Raw genomic sequence first — 18,900 nt, forward strand, 5'->3', positions numbered from 1 at the left:
GACTATGGGTATACTAGCTTCAATCATTCGTAAGAAGAAATGAAGGAGTGTTGGAAAGATGGATAGAAAAAAAGCGTCCTGTACCACTTTACTAGTAGGAAAAAAAGCATCGATCGACGGCTCGACCATGATTGCCCGCAATGAAGATTCTGGAAGCGGTTCGGAACCGCAAAAATTCGTCGTCATCACTCCAGAACGGCAAGGAAATGAATTTTACGCCGTTTTAAGCGACTGTCGAATCAGTTTGCCAGCAAAATCATTACGCTATACTTCAACCCCTGAAGCAGATGAATCGCAAGGAGTTTGGGCAGCCTCAGGAATCAATGAAGAAAATATCGCCATGACTGCAACAGAAACGATCACAACCAATTCGCGCGTTTTGGCTATTGATCCATATGTGGAAGATGGTATCGGGGAAGCTGATTTCGTCAGCATCGTACTGCCTTACATCCATTCCGCTAAAGAAGGTGTTTTACGCTTAGGGGAACTCTTAGAAACCTATGGGACCTATGAAGCCAACGGGATCGCTTTTTCTGATGCCGAGGAAATCTGGTATATGGAAACCATCGGTGGACATCACTGGGCAGCTGTTCGCATACCAGATGATGCCTATGTCGTGGCACCAAATCGCTTAAACATTGATCACTTCGATTTCGCCTCAGAAATGACGTTGTGTTCGCAGGATCTCGAACAGTTGATTGAAGACTATCAATTAAATCCTGATTTTGAAGGCATTAATCTACGCCATATTTTTGGCAGCTCCTCAGAAAAAGATACCCGTTACAATAACCCGCGGGCATGGTACATTCAAAAACACTTTAGCGGAACAGCCGCTGAACCGATCGATCAAGAGCTCCCGTTTGTATGCTACCCAAAACAAAAGCTATCCGTGGAAGATGTAAAATGGGCATTGAGCTCCCACTTCCAAAATACGCCTTTTGACCCTTACGGTACAGGGAGCGAGACACAAAAAACACAATTCCGATCGATTGCTCTCAATCGCAACCAGCAAGTCCATATTTTACAGATCCGCAACCACGTGCCCGCAGCAATCGCTGGCATTCATTGGCTTGCTTTTGGCCCCAATACCTTCAATGGCGTTGTGCCCTTTTATGCAGCTATCACTAAGACCCCACTTGGCTATTGTGATACGACAAAGACCTACGATCCATCAAATAGCTATTGGTTAGGACGCACCTTGGCGTTGATTGGAGACAGCGACTACGATCGCTATAGTGATCTTGCCAACCGTTTTGAAATGGAAACGATGGCGGCTTGTCGCCGCATCCAACAAGAAACTGATCGTAAAGCTTCCGTTGACAAGCAGCCTACTCGTCTGCTTGAAGAAGCCAACGCTGAGATGGCCGAACTGTATTTAAAAAATGCAACAACGTTACTAGGAAAAATGGTGGAGTCTGGCAGTAATAAAATGGCCTTGCGTTTTTCTTTAGCCGATTAGTCAATCGCTGAAAATAAAAGGATTAACAAAAACTTTACATGGAATTGCAGCAATCTAAACATTGCTCTCCTATACTAAAGATACCAATTCGTTTTCTTTTTCCTTGCTGGTACAAATCAAGCAATTGATTTGTACTAGTCCCCCTATTGAAGATCAATTGGTAAAAACCGTTGGGAGGAATGAACATGACTACAAGCATTTATCGGACTGTCACCAACGAAATTGTTAAAGGTGAGATCATCAAGAGCAAGAGTCAGCAAGATATGCTGATCATTCAAGACAAAGAAGGTTATTTCCATGTCGTTGAACCAATCCCCGTTACTACTGCAATGACTCCCCGCACGACGAAAGACTAAAAAACCACTGGCGATCAGAAAGAATACAGGATCTTTCTGATCGCTCAGTGGGTTCTTTTTTATGTCAAACTCAATGTGAATCGCTTCAAGCCATCAATGAGTTTTTCTCGCGAACAGCCAATGTTTAGGCGCAAAAAATTTCTCCCCTCTTTCCCATAGATCTCTCCTGACATAATCGCGACTTTCCCCTTTCGAATCATTCGTTGCTGCAATTCCGCCATCGGTTTTTTTCAGTTGGACTAAGATACTAAAAAGGCTGACTACATTCATTGGCTCAATTCCTATGATAATTAGAAGAATTTCCACATCACATTGTTTCTTCAGCGATTTTCTCTCTACGATTCTTTTTACTTCTTTATCGACCTTTATCAAAGCAAACACCCAAGTTGAAGAAACTTGCCATCCTGAAAAAAAAGGACTCACCCTATGAGGGGTGAGCTATCTTAGTTATTTTCTCTGCATCGGTCATCTGTAGACAGTCACTTCTGTAAACTCTTGCCCGTTGCCGTAATCATTTTCTTTCGTATGATGCTTTCCACCAATTCGTTGTTTCCAACTGGCAAGTCCATTTTCGACATAGTTCAGTGCATTTGCAACGAACTTTATTATAGTTGCTAGACCTTTGATCAAGGGATCGTTTGGTTCCATCCTCTATTCCCCCATTTCCTTCACGTGTAAGTTGTTACTGACACTTCCTTAACAATGAATATAGACGAGGTACCTTAAATCAAACTAAAAGAGGACCAACACTACGAAAAGCAAAGCAGACTAGTTTCCCTTTCTGGTAAAATATGGTACATGTAGTAGGAAAGGATGATCAATCTCATGATAAAAACCTTAGTGGTGGCTAGCCACCCAGATTTCCACAACTCTCTTTCCCAACGTTTTTTCAGTGAAAGTGCCAAACTTTCTAATGTCACCATACACTTTCTTGATGATTTTTCTGACTTTTCTCTTGCCGATGAACAGGCGCTGCTGCAAAACTGTGACCGTTTGGTTTTACAATTCCCCTTATATTGGTACAGTGTTCCAGCAAAAATGAAAGCTTGGATCGATACGGTTTGGGAAAATTGTGCGCCTGCTTTGATGGGAAAAGAAATCAGTTTCGCCGTTTCTACTGGTGTTGCTGCCAAAGAATTTCAGTTAGGCGGTCGAGAAAATACGACCTTTAACGAAATTTTGCATCCACTCGTACTGATGGCAAAAAAACACCAAATGACCGTGTTACCCATCGTTGTCCTTGACCAACTGATGTATAAAACGGAAAAAGAAAAGCGTGCCTTTGTCATTGCCTATCAGCAATTATTATCGATGCCCGCTCCCTTTACGTTTGACCAAAAGCAACAATGGTTTGCTGAGAAACTGACACATTTGGTTTCTAAAAAACCGCAGCTTGCTCCTTTGCTATCCCTGTTGCAGGAAAACCATGAAACATTGACCGAATTAGAAGATGCTTTAGCTGAATTGGAGGTGCTTTGATGGGGCATGATTGGCTAACACCGCTGATAGAACAATCCATTCAAGAAACCACTGATTACCATGAAAAAGCATTTTTGCAAGAGCTGGGACAGTTGTTGCAGCAGCAAGAAACCCGCATCGAATTGAAACAAGGAGAACTTGACGGGAAGTTGTGGAACCCTAGTGAATGGTAAGAAATAATTTTCAACGCAAGAAAAAGCTTTGGTCCCACCCAGCCTTAAAAATACTGGGTGTTGCCAAAGCTTTTTTAGGTGGTTTCTATTGCATAATCACAATGAATCGCTTTTATTCTTTGTGGCAGCGATATACGCTGCTTGCAATTGTTTCGTGATTGAACCCAATTCGCCAGTGCCAACGGGTTTCCCATCAATGGCAACGATCGGAACGATTTCCCAAACTGAGTTGGTCAAGAAACACTCTTGCGTGTCGCGTAGTGCCTCAATCGGGACGGGTTCTTCTCGATAGGGAATTTCTAATTGGCGACACAACTGAAGGACCTTCATTTTCGTGATCCCCGGTAACACCAAGCGCCCGTCCGGATGAGTATAGACGATCCCATCAATGACAAACCAGAGATTGGATGCAGATGCTTCTGTAAAAAAGCCATCTCGTTGCAGTAACGCATCATCGAAACCAGCTTCGATCGCTTGATCCAGCGCCAAAAGATTCCCTAACAAACTCAATGATTTGATATCACAATGCAACCAGCGTTCATCAGGAAGGACGGTTGCCGAAAGCCCAGCTTGCTGCATTTCATCTGGTCGTTCAAAGGGGATCACATTTGCCGTCACCACCCCTTTGACCGATCCAGCTGGTGGAAACTCGTGATTTCTCGGAGAAGCGATTCCTCGGGTGATCTGAAGATAGATTTCTCCTTCTGTGATTCCTTCAGTCTTAATGAGTAACTTTAGATTTTCAGTCAATTGGGGAATCGAATAGGGTAACGTTAGCTTAATTTTTTGTGCACTGCTTTCCAATCGAGCCATATGCTCCGCTAACATAAAACAGCGGCCATTATATATTCGGATAACTTCATAGATCCCATCACCATACTGATAGCCACGGTCTTCGATATCAATTCTCACTACCTCTCGATCAACGATCTGATCATTCCACAAAACCTTCATTTCCTCACTCCTATCGTCGTTTTCGTTTCAATCAGTATAGCATGAGTCTTTGTACCGTGCTATGTGTCATCTAAAACAAAAAACTTGCTGATGAAGATTTCTTCAACAGCAAGTTTTATTGTTACAATGACTCCTTATCGATCACAGAACGTTCTAGTTTGCGTTCCTGGAAAAAACGGAGTAGCGTGCCAGACATCGCCATAATGATCGAATACACTGGAAGTGCAACGATCATACCAACAAATCCCAGCAAGTTGCCGGCGATCAATAATAAGAACACCGCAATAATCGGATGGATATGCAACACTTTATTCATTACCAGAGGTGAAACTAGATACGATTCACCCAATTGAATGATCGTGATGCCCACTACCAATAAAATGGCAGTCCGGATATCTAAACTTAAAGCAAATAGAAATGCGGGTGCCGCTCCAATAAATGGTCCGAAGTATGGGATGATATCCAAGACACCGCAAATCAGGCCTAAAAGCAACGCATTCTGCAAACCTAGCAAAGAAAAAATCAAATAACTGGAAACGGCAACGTACGAACATACAAGCAATTTCCCGCCAATATAAGCAGACGCTGCTTGGTGGAAATCACTGCATAACTGACGCATCAATCCTTGGTACTTTTTCGGTGTTTTGTTTGCTAAAAAGTCTGGCACTTTCTCACCGTCTTTAAACATATAGACTAAGAGCAGTGGGATCGTAAACAAGACGATCGCTGAGTGAGAAACGATGGAGATCAAACTCGTCAGACTATTCGTTGCCCCTGTAATAAACTGCAAAGCGAAATTGCTCGCTTGCGAAATATCGATCGAATCAATGAAAGGACCGAAAAGTTCCTCCAAATAGGAATGATCGATGTTATCGATCACCAAATTGATGATAACGGGTATTTGATTGATAAAGCGTCCCATCTCATAGGCTAATGCGGGTCCAATCACCTGAATGATCAAATAGGCTGCAAAAACGATCAACAACAGTGTCGCATACAGCGCAATGCTTTTCTTTTTCGTCCTTCTTTTTACCCAATTAAAGAAAGGCAAAAAGATATAAAAAATAAAAATGGATATCAGTACAGGTAAAAAGACACTAGAAAAGATTGCTTCTAATGGTCGAAAAACAAACAGTATATTTGAATAGATCCAGACGGCGATCCCTAAAAGGCAGACGATCACCAGACCTGCAAAAATTTTTGATTTTTTAAGAAACTCCAATAATTGATCCTCCTGATTCTAGAAAATAGGTTCACTTCTTTCAGTTTATCATAATTTTTTAAGCGAATGATCCTTTTGCGAATATTTTTTCAAAAATCCACGTTTTACATAGGAAACTTTTGAGTAATTTAATTATTTCCCCCATAAAACCCTTCTGCCTAATCAATTTTGATGAGCAGAAAAAGGAACCGAGAGTTGCAAGTGTTTGATACAGTAAGCTGCCACACCGAGCTGGAGTAAACCTAACACTAAGAAAATCAGATGCAAAACATTCCCGCCCCTTAATAAAATCACTTGAACAATGATCCAGATAATTAAACAGATGCCTAAAAGCAATTCGCCATGATACCCTTGGTTGCGCCACAATCGGATAGCTGCCAATAAATTGCCCAGTCCTAACACAATTAGCAAAAACACCCCGGGAATCAAAAATGTTGTAAATGGCGTTCCTTGGAGCATGGACGATTCCAACCCAGCAAATGACTGTCCTTTCCTTAATGGCTCAATACTCATAAACGCCAGCATGCTTCCTCCACATGCGCCAACACCTATCACTAAACTTAACACAAATAACGCAAATCGCAGCTTCATTTCTCCCACTCCTTCATCAAACAAAAAACCGTTAATAAATTGACCATTTTCAACTAGCTATGGGGTTTCTGGCTATTCACTCGTTTTTAGGTGAATAAATAAATGCTGCAATTTGCTGTGTTTCTACAGAGGAAAAGCCGCAAGACTCATAAAATCGGCGCGTTTTCTCTGTGTTGTCCGTGATCAAAACCTTTTGTCGAATCGATGGATATCTCGCCAGCATTTTTTTGAGCAATCGCTGGCCAATTTTTTGACGTTGGAACGCTGGCGCTACTAATAGATCCTGAATATAAAGAATGGTTTGTCCATCGGTTATACATCGAATAAGTCCGACTAGCTGCTCTTCAACATAGGCAGTGACCACCTGTGACTGAGCTAGGCCGTTTAATAGTCGCTCTGACTCTTTCGTATAGGCGACCCAGCCAACACATTTATATAAAGCGAGAATCTGATTTGAATCCTCTGGTAATTGATCTTTAAAGATGATAGTCATTCTTTTCCTCCTCGTTACTTTTAACCAAACGATGCAGCAACAAATAAAGAGTTAACAGTCCTTTTCCGAACAGGCTCTTGCTACCCTTCAAGCCGAATTGCTTTGCTTGACTAAAGAGTATCCTGAGGAAAAGCAGCTGTCAACTCTAATCACGATTTACTAGAGGAACAAAGAGGAAGTGGTGTTGTTACTAATTAAACTTAAGGATTACTTAATCAAGCATTAATTCGCTTTTTAAACGCTGACTCGTCGCTTGTTGTTCTTCAGGCGACACTTCTTGATAAGAGATACCGTATTCACCTCTAAAGCCATCGCCAGTGAACCCAGTACCCGCCATTTGGTAAGATTCGACAGTAACGAGTGCCGATTGATATTGGGTGAATAGTTGACTCATCTGAGAAAACGTTAAATCTGTTTCACCATTTTCCCCAATAATCGTTAACAGATCCTGAATCCGCATCACGCTTGATAGAGAAACTAATTCATTTGCCAAAATCTCTGTCACTTCTCGCTGACGACGTTGGCGTCCATAGTCACCTTCGGGGTCATCTTTGCGCATACGAGTATATTGAAGTGCCTCCCAGCCATCTAATTCGAGCGTTCCCTCTGGATAATCGATTTTTTCTGCCGTAAAAGCAAACTCATTTTCAACCGTGATTCCACCAATCGCATCGACAAGATCTGCCATCCCATCCATGTTTAAGGAGAAATAATGATGAATCGGTATATCCAAGTATTGTTCGACAGTTTCGATCATCATTTTTGCGCCACCGAATGAATGGGCATGATTGATCTTATCCTGATAGCCTTGCCCAACGATCTCCACATAAGCATCTCGAGGAATACTTGTGAGGGTCGTTTTGCGTGTAGCAGGATTCAACGTCGCTACCATGATCGTGTTTGCCCGGTAATCCGTTTTGCGACGAGAGTCATTGGCGATCCCTAACAAGAGAAGACTTAAGGGCTCGGCGTTTTCGATAACCTCCGCCTCTTCTCGCCCTTCGATCGGTCGATGGATAGACTCCACGACATCCTCTACTTGAAAATACACCCTAATAGCATAGGCGGTTCCGGCGGATACGATGCCCATCAACAGTACTAAGAAGACAATTATCAGTTTTTTCGCTGTACTCATTTTACTTCCCCCTACGCACACTTTTTTTGAACGAAAATACAAAAGCAGATGTGATAAAACTGATTCCACTTGCCAACAAGATACTCGCTAACAAGTCACTAGGATAGTGAACCCCAAATAGCAAGCGGCTCATCATAATAAGCAGTAAATAAACCAATCCCAAAAACATAGCTAGTTTTTGGCTAATAGGACGTTTGCCTCTTTGGCCAGGCGCTGTTTGTGCGAAGAAAAAGAGGAGAGAAATAATTAGCGTGGTCGCTAATAGTGTATGGCCACTTGGAAAACTGGCGGACGCCCGTTCCATACTGTCAGCAAACTCCGGTCTTGGGCGATCAACGAATTTCTTGATCACTTGGCCAACACCACTGATTATGATCATATTTCCCATCAACCAAAAACTCTCGATCCGTTTCTTCCGAAAAAACAAAATTGCTGCCAATAGAAAATGAATAGCTGCTATCGGGACGATCGTTGCCGTGCTAGCAAGCGGAACAAAAATCGCTTCTACTGTAGCCGTCCGCCATTGAGGCACGTGGGAAAACAGGGTATCAAGCGTTTGGAACCACTGCGGCTCTAATGCTACAAGGAAAAACAACCATGCGAAACAGCTACAAAGCAGTCCACCTATCACCCCTTGTTTTGCTGTCTTGCTCATGTTAATCCCCTACTTTCTTTTAATGCGTACGATCGTTTCTTCGCTTTAGTCGGGAATTTTTCTAACCCGAAAATAATTCCCATCGCAATACTGATCGCAATCAACGAGGTTCCTCCTTGGCTTAAGAATGGCAGAGGAATTCCCGTTAATGGCAGCAACCCAATCGCCGCGCCGATATTTTCAAAAATCTGAAAGACTAAGCCAAAAACGTACGTGATGGCGATATAGACCGACGCCTTGTTATTCGTTTTTAACGCAGCGAAGATGATTTGATAGATGAGATAAAAATACAAGAAGATCACTAAGGTACTTCCTAAAAAGCCATAGGTTTCACCAATAACTGTAAAAATCATATCTGATTCACGAACCGGCACGTACACTGTCGTATGGGTGTCAGGCGCTCCCAATAAGCCTCCTGAGCCAATCGCCCACATACTGCGAACTTGTTGGAACGCGATAGAGTCTTGGTACGCTAGGGGATCTGCCCAAGCTCGCACTCGGTCTAATTGATACTGCGAGAAATGAAGTCGAAACAAGACACGATTGCCCCATTCCGTAAACACGAGTAGCAATAAAATAGCGCCGAGGGCTGCGATCAAACCGATCACTACGGTCAAAATTTTCCAATGAACACCCGAGATAATAAATAAAGCCCCTAACATCACAATAAACACTAAACTCGTACCAAAGTCCCGTTGCATAAACATCAATAGAAATGTCGGTATACTATAAAGCAAGATCTTAGTGACGTAGATCAAATCAGATTTAATGGTCCGTTCGGCTTTTCGCTTTTCATACACTAAGGTGAGATAGACCATAAAAAGCATAAAGGCCACTTTCATAAACTCTGAGGGCTGAATGGTAAAGTCGCCGATTCTGATCCAGCGTTTGGTAGAAGTCTGCTCAAACATCGTTTGATCGTAGAACCAATGAAGAGAAGCCATCAAACCTAGCGCCAATACATACAAAAGACCCGAAAAGCGTAAGAGCAAATTGGTTGGGATCAAACTTGTAACGAAGAGCGCGATGGCGGATAGAACACAAAAAACGATCTGTCGAAAAACGATTTCAGAAGGATCATTGCCATCCATCACAGAAGCTTGATGCTGGACCCAAATGCTTAGCAAAAAAAGTAGAAAAACGGGTAGCAGCAAGGCATAGTTTGCATCATGTCGTTTGAGGAACTTCATTTCGTTTGCCCTCCTCTCGCTCTAATTTCAGGCACATACTAAAGGCAAATGAAAGAATAAAGTAACTGGAGCCACCATAGCTGATAAATGGCAACGGTACCCCCGTCATCGGCATCAACCCTAAAATACTGGCTATATTGATACTTGTTTGCAACAAAAGTAATGTACTTGTTCCTAGCAATATCAACCCAATCTGAGGGTTTTCAATAGCTGCGGAACGAATAAATAAACGTAAGATGATTACGAATAATAAGCCAATAACAAAAATCCCGAAAAGCAAGCCAAGCTCTTCTACTAAAACGGAAAAAATAAAATCGGTTTCCGCAACTGGTAAAAAGCCTTTTTTCGTAATACTGTTTCCTAAACCGAGACCAGTAAGCCCTCCATTAAATAAAGCATAGTAAGAATGGATCATTTGGAACCCCTGATTGTAAGGGTCGGAGAATGGATCGCCTACTAAGCGAATTCGGTTATATACGTGCATAAACATGTGGGGCAATAAATCATTGTCACCTAAAAACATGATCAACAGGGCAACCAGGAATAGACTGATCACTAAGCCACCAAATAAAAGAGCCGTCAGCTTCACGGGAACTTGTACCGTAGTTATCATGACAAATGCTAAAAAGAGTAAAATCATCACACCGGCTACTTTCGGTTGAATCAGGATCAACACACAGCACAAAAACAAAACGAAAAGCGGACGTTTCATTTCCTGCAAGGTGGTTTTTGCAGTTTGAAAGTAATGAGCAAGGTACAAGACCATCCCTACATTCACAATCTCTGATGGTTGAAATTGAATCCCTGCGATCGAGACCCAGCGTTGTGCCCCATTAACAGAGACACCGAAAAAGGGCAAACGAGCTAAGAGCAAGGTAAAGATCCCAAATGCTAGCAGACCGATCGCTAAGTATTTGCTAAGCAAAATCTCTCTTCGCGTCCGCTGAATAATGAATAAAAGAACCCAGCTAAGTAACAAAAAGACCAATTGACGGATAAATAGCGACGCTGGTGGTTGATCTCTCGTTAATAAACGGTATGAACTTGCACTATAAATCATTAAAAGACCGATAAGGCTCAATAGCAAATAAGCTATGATCAGCAGCCAATCGATCTTCTTTTTTTCTATCATTGCTTCCACTCCTCTTGCCTTGGAGTAGGTGTTCAGACGGTACCAGTTATTTTGCTCTATGAGCTTCGTCATCCATCAGAAAGAAAAGCAAAAAAGTCTCACTTCTCTTAGGACGTCAGACTTTAGCAGCAATCTCATCGTCCGAGTTTTAGCACTATACAACGTAAAGAAAGTCATTTGCTCTCTTAGCTATTTTATGAAAAGCCTTAATCCGACAATTCCTGTTTTACACATTGGCGTCTTTCGACGTTTCTGCGCAATAGCTTGTGTTTGTATAGGAGCCTCACCTAACAAGGTTATATGTTATTTTTCAATCCAATATGAATGGTACCCTTCCTCGAATAAAGATACAACCAATTCTCTGTTATTTTTATTTTTCTTTAACTTTTCTTAAAGAATTTAGATATTTCGAATATTTTCTGCTCTATAAAGAAAAAACAACCAAAATAATCATCCAAACAAAGGAACGGCATCGATAAAGGACGTTATTAAAAAAACGATCATTTTAAAAAAGCAGTCCTTTTTCTAGGTGCTGAAAAAGGACTGCTTGCTTGATTTTGGTCTATCGATTGAAAGTTTTCTTGATTTATCAATCCACTGGTCGATTGGTTTGCCGTTCTTGCGCTGCTTTTCGTAACTGCTTCTGCGCTTTTTTAGATCCTCGTTCAATATCTCGAGTAAACTTGCGCTGCGCAAACTCAACGAATAGCTGATCAAGATCATAACCTGCGGGATAGAGCACCTCTCGCTTTGTGAGGAGTTGCAAGCGACGTGCGGCAACAACAAAAAATTGTTTCTCTATTGAAATTTTCGCTTGTCCTTGTTCCAAATACTCATAAAAAAGTCCGCGCTGGTTATGTTCTGTTGAAAAGACCAAGTCTCCTTTTTGAAAAATAAAATCTATCTTGGCTTCTTGTTGAGGGGGTTGTTTCTTCCCCTTTTCAAAAGGCTGCTTCTCAAAAGAATAGGTTTTATGCTTTAAATATTCCTTGGCCGTTTGGACTACGTCAACGGGGATCGCCATCTTCTCGGCAATCCAAAACGCATTACTATCACCGACTGCATTCGTCAGCAAACGATATTTTGGTGTCAAGGTTTTGGCATCAAAAGCCATTGCCGCTGTTTCGAAATCTTGATGATCGACGGCAAACTGCTTGATTTCACCATAATGCGTTGTTGCGATCATTAAAGCTCCTGAGCGATAGATGGATTCCATGATGGCGATCGCCAAAGCAGCCCCTTCATTGGGCTCAGTGCCGCTGCCGATTTCATCCAATAAAACAATACTGTGTCGGGTAGCATTCTTCATAATCTGAGCAATGTTCGACATGTGTCCAGAGAAGGTACTTAAAGAATTTTCCAGACTTTGTTGATCGCCAATATCCATCCAAAGACTTTTTAAAAACGGAACAGTACTTTTGCCATTGTGCGCTGGAAATAAGCCATAATGAGCCATGGCGCAAACAAGTCCAACGGTTTTTAAGACGACGGTCTTGCCTCCAGCATTGGGACCCGTGATGACCATGCAGCGGTTTTCTTCGCCAAGTTTTAAAGAAAGAGGAACCGCATCACGTCCCAGGAAAGGATGACGGACTTGATCAAGAAGCAAAACTTCTTCCTCAGTCATAGTTATCGGTTGCCCGTTGATTTCTCGACAATATTTTCCCCGAGCAAAAATAATATCCAGCACAACTAAAATGTCAAGACAGGTAAACACGGCGTTCATTTGTTCGGCGATCGCCCCTGTCAACTCTGACAACACTTGGTATTGAGCGGCTGTTTCTTCTGCTTGCGCCAAGATCAATCGATCATTTAAACGGGCAGCTGCCTCCGGTTCAATAAAGACAGTCGCTCGTTTATTGGAACGTTCGATGATCGTTCCGTTAAATTGCTGTTGAAATTCAGCACGCACAGGTAACGTATATCGGTCGTTCTTTTTGATGACACGATTTTCTTGTAAATAGCGACTTTCCTTAAAAAACTTTGCAAAAACTTTTTTCAGATCAGCTTCATATTTTTCGATCGTACCGCGAATTTTCCGCAATTCTCGGCTGGCATTACTATCAACCTGACCATTGCGAATCTTTTGGAAAATCATTTCGGCGATTTCAGAAAAGTCTTCTAAACCTTGTGCATATTGATGTAATCTTGGGGCAATCGATTGATTCTTTTCGAACAATTGACGGATGATTCGAAAAGACCGTAAAAAGTCTCCATATTCGATAAGCTCCTGTGGTTCCAAAACAAACCCTTTTTCAATTTTCTCCGTATGGTGTAAGACATGCTGCAGCCCCATAAAAGGCACTTGACGACCAGCAGCTAATAGTGCCATCGCTTCAGTGGTCTCTGTCACTCGTTTTTGGGCAGAGTGGATCGTCGCTGCTGGTTTTTCATTCGCAAAGCGCGCTTTGCCGTAATCGCTGATTATTTTTTTACTTACTTGTTCTTTAATTTGTTCAAATTCAGTTGCTTGAGGTATCTTCATGAGTTATCCTTTCTTGTGCCTGAGGATTCCGATCAGATCCCCGTCCAAAAAAGTGTACAAAAAAAGCGATAGTCTCCCATCACCTGATTCATCAATAACGATTTTTATCGGTATCTACAGGCACAACAAATAAACAGTCTGTTTTTGCTTATTTGTTTTAATTGGCTGATTAGATACCTACGACACTCATCAATATACCTCTTTCTTTTTTGAACGAGTTTTTTTCATTGTAATATAGAAGCTGTCCTTCTGTCAACTGCACCCAAACTGCCCTTACAAAAAGAAAAAACGCTCAGCAGCTCCTAGAAGCCCCTGAGACGTTTTTTGATTTTAAATGATGCAAGGCGCTTACGAGCGAATCAGGTGATCAAAGGCACCTAATGCCGCAGTCGCACCTGAACCCATTGAAGTGATGATCTGTTTGTATACACTATCGGTACAATCCCCTGCTGCAAAGACCCCTTCAATATTGGTTGCGCCGTGTTTGTCTACGACGATCTCATTGCGTTCGTTTAAAACGATGCGATCTTTTAACCATTCGGTATTCGGCATCAAGCCAATCAAGATGAAGACACCCTCAACAGCTAATGTGAATTCACCACTCGTTTCACGATCAACGTAGGTCAATTGTTCGACATGATCGGATCCAGCAATTTCCTTCGTTGCCGCATTCGTAATAACAGTCACATTTTCTAACGTGTTCAAACGGTTTTGTAGCACAAGGTCCGCTTTTAGTTCCGGTAAAAATTCAAGAACATAGACGTGTTTTGCCATGCCAGCTAAATCGATCGCTGCTTCGATCCCAGAGTTTCCGCCGCCAATGACAGCAACCTCTTTCCCAGCAAATAACGGGCCGTCACAATGTGGACAATAGGCAACACCTTTATTTTTGAATTCTTTTTCTCCTGGAACATTGATGTTACGCCAGCGAGCGCCAGTTGCTAAAATGGCCGTTTTGGTTTTTAATACTGCACCATTTTCTAATTCAACTTCGATGACATCATTGCGACGAATATCTTTCGCACGCTGCCCTTTCATCACGTCTACATTGTATTCGTTGATGTGCTCTTCTACCTGACGCATTAATTTTGGTCCTTCGGTATAAGGAGTACCGATCATATTTTCGATCCCCAGGGTTTCCATTACTTGTCCACCCATTGTTTCGACGACCATCCCAGTATTGATGCCTTTACGCGCTGCATAAATCGCTGCGCTTCCGCCTGCAGGTCCGCCACCGACAACTAACACATCGAAAAGCTCTTTTTCAGCAAAGTCATCTTTACTCGTCGGACCAGCTGCTTTTTCCAACAACTGTTCGATCGTTTGACGGCCGCTTGCAAATTCTTCACCGTCTAAAAAGACGGTTGGCACAGCCATAATTTTTTTCTTGTCAATTTCTTCTTTGAACATCCCACCTTCGATCATGGTGTGACTGATGGAAGGATTTAGCACTGCCATGATATTTAACGCTTGAACAACATCAGGACAGTTATGGCAGGTCAAACTGACATAGGTTTCAAAATGTAATGGCTTATCGATCGCTTTGATGCGCTTTTGAAGTGCTTCGTCAATTTTCGGCGGACGACCGCTTACTTGAAGCAACGCTAAAATAAACGAAGTGAACTCATGTCCTAATGGTAAACCAGCAAAAGCGATGCCGCTTTCTTCACCGGGACGATTGATCGAAAAGCTTGGTGTCCGTTCACTTGCTACAGCTTGGATAGTGATTTTTGGCGACATTTCTGCGATTTCTTCTAAGAATTCACGTACTTTCGTGGAAGAATCATCCTCACCTAAAGTTGCCGCAAAAACAACCTCTGATTCTAGCATCGCGAGATACTGCGTCAGTTGGTCTTTGATTGCCTTATCTAATGCCATGAGAGCCTCCTAAATCTTGCCTACAAGGTCTAAGCTTGGCGTTAAAGTTTCTTCGCCTTCTTTCCATTTTGCAGGACATACTTCACCTGGATGAGTACGGACATATTGTGCAGCACGGATTTTATCGATCAAGCCACTAGCATCACGACCGATACCGTCCGCATTGATCTCAACTGTTTGGACTACGCCATCTGGATCGATGATGAATGTTCCACGTTGAGACAACCCAGAAGCTTCATCTAGTACATCAAAGATCTCTGAGATCACATGAGAAGGATCTGCAATCATGATATATTCGATTTTATTGATGGCATCAGAATGATCATGCCATGCTTTATGAGTGTAATGAGTATCTGTTGATACAGAATAAACTTCTGCGCCTAATTCTTTTAATGATGCATATTGATCTTGCAAATCTTCAAGCTCTGTCGGACAAACAAATGAGAAATCTGCAGGGTAAAAACAAACAACGTTCCATTTTCCTTTAAAATCTTCTGATGAAACATCGATAAATTTTCCATTGTGGTAAGCTTTCGCTTCGAATGAACCAATCTCTTTTCCAATTAATGACATATCATTTCCTCCAATTAGAATAATTATTTGAGAATAATCTCTATTAATTATTAGTATATCTAACTATAAAAAGCAATAGTTTATTCAGAAATAGTCAAAAAAAATGTTATCCTCCTCAGAAATGAGCATATTTATTTCCTATCCAATACAAATAGAGTATAGTTGTAAGTTTGACTAATCGTTTCCATTTCAATTCCCTACTTGTTAGATTCTCAATTACACCTCTCATTCTCAATTAAATAAAAAAGATTGCCTCTTCCTATGATTCCTCACCAAGTAAAGTGAGCCATAGAAAAAGGCAATTTTTTATTTAGTATTTAAATAGTTGAACAATCCACTGATCGTTCGATCCCTCAATGTAATCCGCTTACCGTCTAAAAAAACTTCTTCGACTGGGTAATGGTCTTGAAAAGGTGGAACTTCCAAGTATTGACTTGCGAGAAAGCGCTCCGGAGATTCGACTGTTGCTATTTCTTTGCTGCCATTTTTCAGATAATGAATTTCTAACATATTCATTGCCTCTTTTCTTGTATTCTGAACTTTAAAAAAGCATTGAGAGAACCATATTTCTCGCTGTTCTATTTTGATTGGTTCAGTTACAAGGCGTATTATAATCTTCCTTTTTTTAAAAGTAAAGAAAGCACTCTCGATTGAAGTGTCTTCTATTTTTTAGCTTTCGTATGTCCGATAAAGTAGTCCTCTAAGACACCACCAATAACAAAAATGACCCAAGAGTAAGCCCATGCATGAAACATGAAAGACCAAAGCATGTAAACGACCAAAATCACTGGCCAGTAGACTGTTCGAAAAAAGGTAACTCTACCAGCGGATTCGCCATATTTATGACGTGTTGCTCGATCCCCAGGATGGTCTTCGTCGCGAATAAAATACGTCTCAGTTGCCAGCTTCGCAAAGCCTGTACGGATAATACTTACATAAATAATAAAGAACACACCTGCTGCAACCGTCAAGAAAAACAAGGAAATCCCAAACTCAACAGAATAATAAAACACTTCACTTAAAAGTACAGGCGCAATTGATAAAATACAGGCACCAATTCCTAAAACAAGACCAATACGAAAACTTTTTTCATAATTTGCGAGTTGCTGAGCGGCTTCTCGTTTGGCATCTCTTTTGATTGGTCGATCATCCAACTGTTTACGAGCACCGGAAAAGTGCAAACTGCTAGAGATAATAAAACCGACCCCGATGGCGATAAAAAGAAACATCACCATTATTCCAAAGGTCTCAGCATATATACTAACAAAGAGCATCAAGGCTGCTAGGGATGCGATACAAAAACCGATTCCTATAGATAACGAGAAAGCAAAGTGTCGCACAGTTCCCCAATAATCAAACGCATCGTCTTCTGTGATGGCATCGGACCAATCATCAATCGGCGCTTCTTCTTTTGAAACATTTAACTCTTGCAACAGCTCATCTACGGAACCAAACTCACTGATTACTGCACCGATGGCTTCATGCTCGCTTTTCCCTTGGTGAATCAGTTCTAAGTAGTGGTCTTCCATAATCGCTAAGAGGTCTTCTTTCGCCTTTTCGGTTTCCGGTGTGATGGGTACTGATAAAAATAAGCTGTCTAGATAGTCATGAATGGTTTTCATTTGTCTCCTCCTTGTAAGAACTGGTCAACGACGATCTTTGTCTGCTGCCACTCCAATAGTTTCTCCGTAAGGCTTGCTCTTCCGTCTGCAGTTATCTGGTAATACGTCCGCTTTTTGCCATGCGTCACTTCTCCAGGATATGAGCGGATCAATCCTTGTTTTTCTAACCGAGTAAAAGCGGAATACAATGTCGTTTCTTTGATCACATATAAAGCATCTGTTCCTTCGCGAATACGCTTGGATATTTCATATCCATAAGAATCTTCATTGGAAAGAATGGATAAAATGATTGCGTCGTTATAGCCGCGAATTCCGTCACTCGAGATCACGCAATCGCCTCCTAAATTACTTCATCTGTCGTACTAATTATAAAACAATTACTACGACAGGTAAAGTAAAGCAGGGAAAGTTATCAAAAATCAGTCGTAGGTCTTAGAAAATAGGAAAATAAAAAGGGACACGCATTCTCAGTAAACTGATACGCGTGTCCTAATTACTTGATTGCTTTTCTCACCTATTTATTCAACGGCTGGTTTGACATCGTCCATCATTAGTTGGATCGACTCCAAGCCTGAACCTGCTAAATACCAAACCGCAGCATCCAATTCAATGACTTGATCGTTTTGCCCAGCATTTGTTTCTTGGACGATTTCATTTGCAACAAATTCACTTTCACTTTCATTGCCGCCGATCGCTTTTGTCCGGTCGATCACGAAAATGATATCAGGATTTTTTTCAAGCAAGTACTCATAAGAAATACTTTGTCCATGTGTCGACGCCTCTAAATCCTCATCTACTGCAGGGAAACCAAACGTATCATACAAGATACTGTAACGAGAACCTGGCCCAAAAGCAGAAAGATTGCCTTCATTTACCATAACAACCAAGGCTTTCTCGTCAGCATTTTGCGCTTGCTCCTTCAAGGTATCGATCTGACCTTGTAACGATGCTAGTTGTTCTTGCGCTTCCTCTTCCTTACCAAAAATTTGACCAATGGTCGTAATGTTGGCTTCGATCGATGCCCAAGTATCACTATTGTCAACGCTTAAGAAAACGGTTGGCGCGATTGCAGACAATTCCTCTTGGAAATCACGTTGTCGCCCAGAAATAATGATTAGGTCTGGCTGCAGTTGATTGATTTTTTCTAAATCAGGCTCTTTGATTCCCCCTGCTGATTCAACATCTGCATACGCTGATAAATAATCTGGTAAATTGCTGGTCGCAGCAGCAACGATTCGATCCCCAAGGCCAAGCGCATCCATCGTGTCTAAGGCACTATTGTCAAAAACCACCACTTTTTCTGGTGCATAAGGAACAGTAACAGTTCCATTGCTATCAGTGATTTCAACCTCTGTCGGTGTCTGTTCACTCTGAGCAGTTTGGCTTTGCTGTGTCCCTGTCGATTCGATTGTACCAGTATTATTTGATCCGCATGCGGTCAACCCCGCTAATACGAAAATACTCATAAAGCTTACTACAATTTTTTTCATTTTTTTCCTCCTT

20 protein-coding genes, 1 pseudogene and 1 riboswitch are annotated in these 18,900 nt (G+C 41.7%); of the genes and pseudogenes, 4 read left to right on the plus strand and 17 right to left on the minus strand.

Going from position 1 to position 18,900, the window contains the following annotated elements; all coding sequences use genetic code 11:
• Positions 1-58 precede the first annotated feature (58 nt).
• Together IGK14_RS08940 and IGK14_RS08945 are read left to right on the plus strand one after the other, a co-directional pair.
• Positions 59-1,459 carry a C69 family dipeptidase gene (locus IGK14_RS08940; RefSeq protein WP_010748429.1) on the plus strand — a complete coding sequence of 467 codons (1,401 nt, stop codon included), beginning with the start codon at positions 59-61 and terminating at the stop codon, positions 1,457-1,459.
• 185 nt (positions 1,460-1,644) lie between these two features.
• Positions 1,645-1,815: a hypothetical protein gene (locus IGK14_RS08945; protein WP_010748430.1), complete on the plus strand. Its 171-nt coding sequence runs from the start codon at positions 1,645-1,647 to the stop codon at positions 1,813-1,815.
• A 59-nt stretch (positions 1,816-1,874) separates the two neighbouring features.
• Here the strand turns inward: IGK14_RS08945 and IGK14_RS08950 are convergent.
• A pseudogene (locus IGK14_RS08950) lies at positions 1,875-2,036 on the minus strand (MalY/PatB family protein); the annotation flags it as partial.
• A 244-nt stretch (positions 2,037-2,280) separates the two neighbouring features.
• Positions 2,281-2,463, minus strand: a complete 183-nt coding sequence (locus IGK14_RS08955; RefSeq protein WP_010748432.1) for a hypothetical protein — start codon at positions 2,461-2,463, stop codon at positions 2,281-2,283.
• 165 nt (positions 2,464-2,628) lie between these two features.
• Between IGK14_RS08955 and IGK14_RS08960 the strand changes: the two genes are divergently transcribed.
• Positions 2,629-3,294, plus strand: a complete 666-nt coding sequence (locus tag IGK14_RS08960) for an NAD(P)H-dependent oxidoreductase (RefSeq protein WP_010748433.1) — start codon at positions 2,629-2,631, stop codon at positions 3,292-3,294.
• Positions 3,294-3,467, plus strand: coding sequence for a hypothetical protein (locus IGK14_RS08965; RefSeq protein ID WP_005226215.1), 174 nt, complete (start codon positions 3,294-3,296; stop codon positions 3,465-3,467). Before IGK14_RS08960 ends, IGK14_RS08965 begins: the two co-directional genes overlap by 1 nt.
• Positions 3,468-3,563: 96 nt before the next feature.
• Here the strand turns inward: IGK14_RS08965 and dat are convergent, their stop codons facing one another.
• The 15 genes from dat to IGK14_RS09040 all read right to left on the minus strand — a co-directional run bounded on the left by dat (position 3,564) and on the right by IGK14_RS09040 (position 18,887).
• Positions 3,564-4,421, minus strand: coding sequence for a D-amino-acid transaminase (dat, locus tag IGK14_RS08970; RefSeq protein WP_154694500.1), 858 nt, complete (start codon positions 4,419-4,421; stop codon positions 3,564-3,566).
• A gap of 121 nt (positions 4,422-4,542) precedes the next feature.
• Positions 4,543-5,643, minus strand: coding sequence for an AI-2E family transporter (locus IGK14_RS08975; RefSeq protein WP_010748435.1), 1,101 nt, complete (start codon positions 5,641-5,643; stop codon positions 4,543-4,545).
• Positions 5,644-5,805: 162 nt separating this feature from the next.
• Entirely contained in the window at positions 5,806-6,234 is a 429-nt protein-coding gene (locus IGK14_RS08980; RefSeq protein WP_010748436.1) for a hypothetical protein, read from the minus strand.
• Positions 6,235-6,310: 76 nt separating this feature from the next.
• The gene (locus IGK14_RS08985; protein ID WP_438712079.1) at positions 6,311-6,727 is read right to left on the minus strand and encodes a GNAT family N-acetyltransferase; all 417 of its coding nucleotides are present in this window, start codon (positions 6,725-6,727) and stop codon (positions 6,311-6,313) included.
• 211 nt (positions 6,728-6,938) lie between these two features.
• Positions 6,939-7,862: an LCP family glycopolymer transferase gene (locus IGK14_RS08990; RefSeq protein ID WP_010748438.1), complete on the minus strand. Its 924-nt coding sequence runs from the start codon at positions 7,860-7,862 to the stop codon at positions 6,939-6,941.
• Between the two features lies 1 nt (position 7,863).
• Positions 7,864-8,517 (minus strand): phosphatase PAP2 family protein, encoded by a 654-nt coding sequence (locus tag IGK14_RS08995; protein ID WP_010748439.1) that lies wholly within the window; start codon positions 8,515-8,517, stop codon positions 7,864-7,866.
• A complete protein-coding gene (locus tag IGK14_RS09000) occupies positions 8,514-9,707 on the minus strand; it encodes an FtsW/RodA/SpoVE family cell cycle protein (RefSeq protein ID WP_010748440.1) in 1,194 nt (397 codons plus the stop codon). The genes IGK14_RS08995 and IGK14_RS09000 overlap by 4 nt, the downstream gene beginning before the upstream one ends.
• Positions 9,685-10,839, minus strand: coding sequence for an FtsW/RodA/SpoVE family cell cycle protein (locus tag IGK14_RS09005; RefSeq protein ID WP_074933644.1), 1,155 nt, complete (start codon positions 10,837-10,839; stop codon positions 9,685-9,687). The genes IGK14_RS09000 and IGK14_RS09005 overlap by 23 nt, the downstream gene beginning before the upstream one ends.
• A 126-nt stretch (positions 10,840-10,965) precedes the next feature.
• A riboswitch (M-box (ykoK) riboswitch) is annotated at positions 10,966-11,141 on the minus strand.
• A 287-nt stretch (positions 11,142-11,428) separates the two neighbouring features.
• Complete coding sequence (locus IGK14_RS09010) at positions 11,429-13,324, minus strand: endonuclease MutS2 (RefSeq protein ID WP_010748442.1); 1,896 nt, start codon at positions 13,322-13,324, stop codon at positions 11,429-11,431.
• A 348-nt stretch (positions 13,325-13,672) separates the two neighbouring features.
• Positions 13,673-15,202 carry an alkyl hydroperoxide reductase subunit F gene (gene ahpF / locus IGK14_RS09015; RefSeq protein WP_154694501.1) on the minus strand — a complete coding sequence of 510 codons (1,530 nt, stop codon included), beginning with the start codon at positions 15,200-15,202 and terminating at the stop codon, positions 13,673-13,675.
• Positions 15,203-15,211: 9 nt separating this feature from the next.
• Entirely contained in the window at positions 15,212-15,775 is a 564-nt protein-coding gene (gene ahpC / locus IGK14_RS09020) for an alkyl hydroperoxide reductase subunit C (protein ID WP_005226227.1), read from the minus strand.
• A 306-nt stretch (positions 15,776-16,081) separates the two neighbouring features.
• Complete coding sequence (locus tag IGK14_RS09025; RefSeq protein WP_010748444.1) at positions 16,082-16,285, minus strand: hypothetical protein; 204 nt, start codon at positions 16,283-16,285, stop codon at positions 16,082-16,084.
• A 152-nt stretch (positions 16,286-16,437) separates the two neighbouring features.
• Positions 16,438-17,397: a permease prefix domain 1-containing protein gene (locus IGK14_RS09030; RefSeq protein ID WP_010748445.1), complete on the minus strand. Its 960-nt coding sequence runs from the start codon at positions 17,395-17,397 to the stop codon at positions 16,438-16,440.
• Positions 17,394-17,726 (minus strand): PadR family transcriptional regulator, encoded by a 333-nt coding sequence (locus tag IGK14_RS09035; RefSeq protein ID WP_005226229.1) that lies wholly within the window; start codon positions 17,724-17,726, stop codon positions 17,394-17,396. Before IGK14_RS09035 ends, IGK14_RS09030 begins: the two co-directional genes overlap by 4 nt.
• A gap of 189 nt (positions 17,727-17,915) precedes the next feature.
• On the minus strand, positions 17,916-18,887 hold the full coding sequence (locus IGK14_RS09040) for a siderophore ABC transporter substrate-binding protein (protein WP_010748446.1): 972 nt from the start codon (positions 18,885-18,887) through the stop codon (positions 17,916-17,918).
• Positions 18,888-18,900: the final 13 nt, after the last annotated feature.

The organism is Enterococcus sp. DIV0970a (genome assembly GCF_051711265.1).
Classification (GTDB): Bacteria; Bacillota; Bacilli; order Lactobacillales; family Enterococcaceae; genus Enterococcus_D; species Enterococcus_D casseliflavus.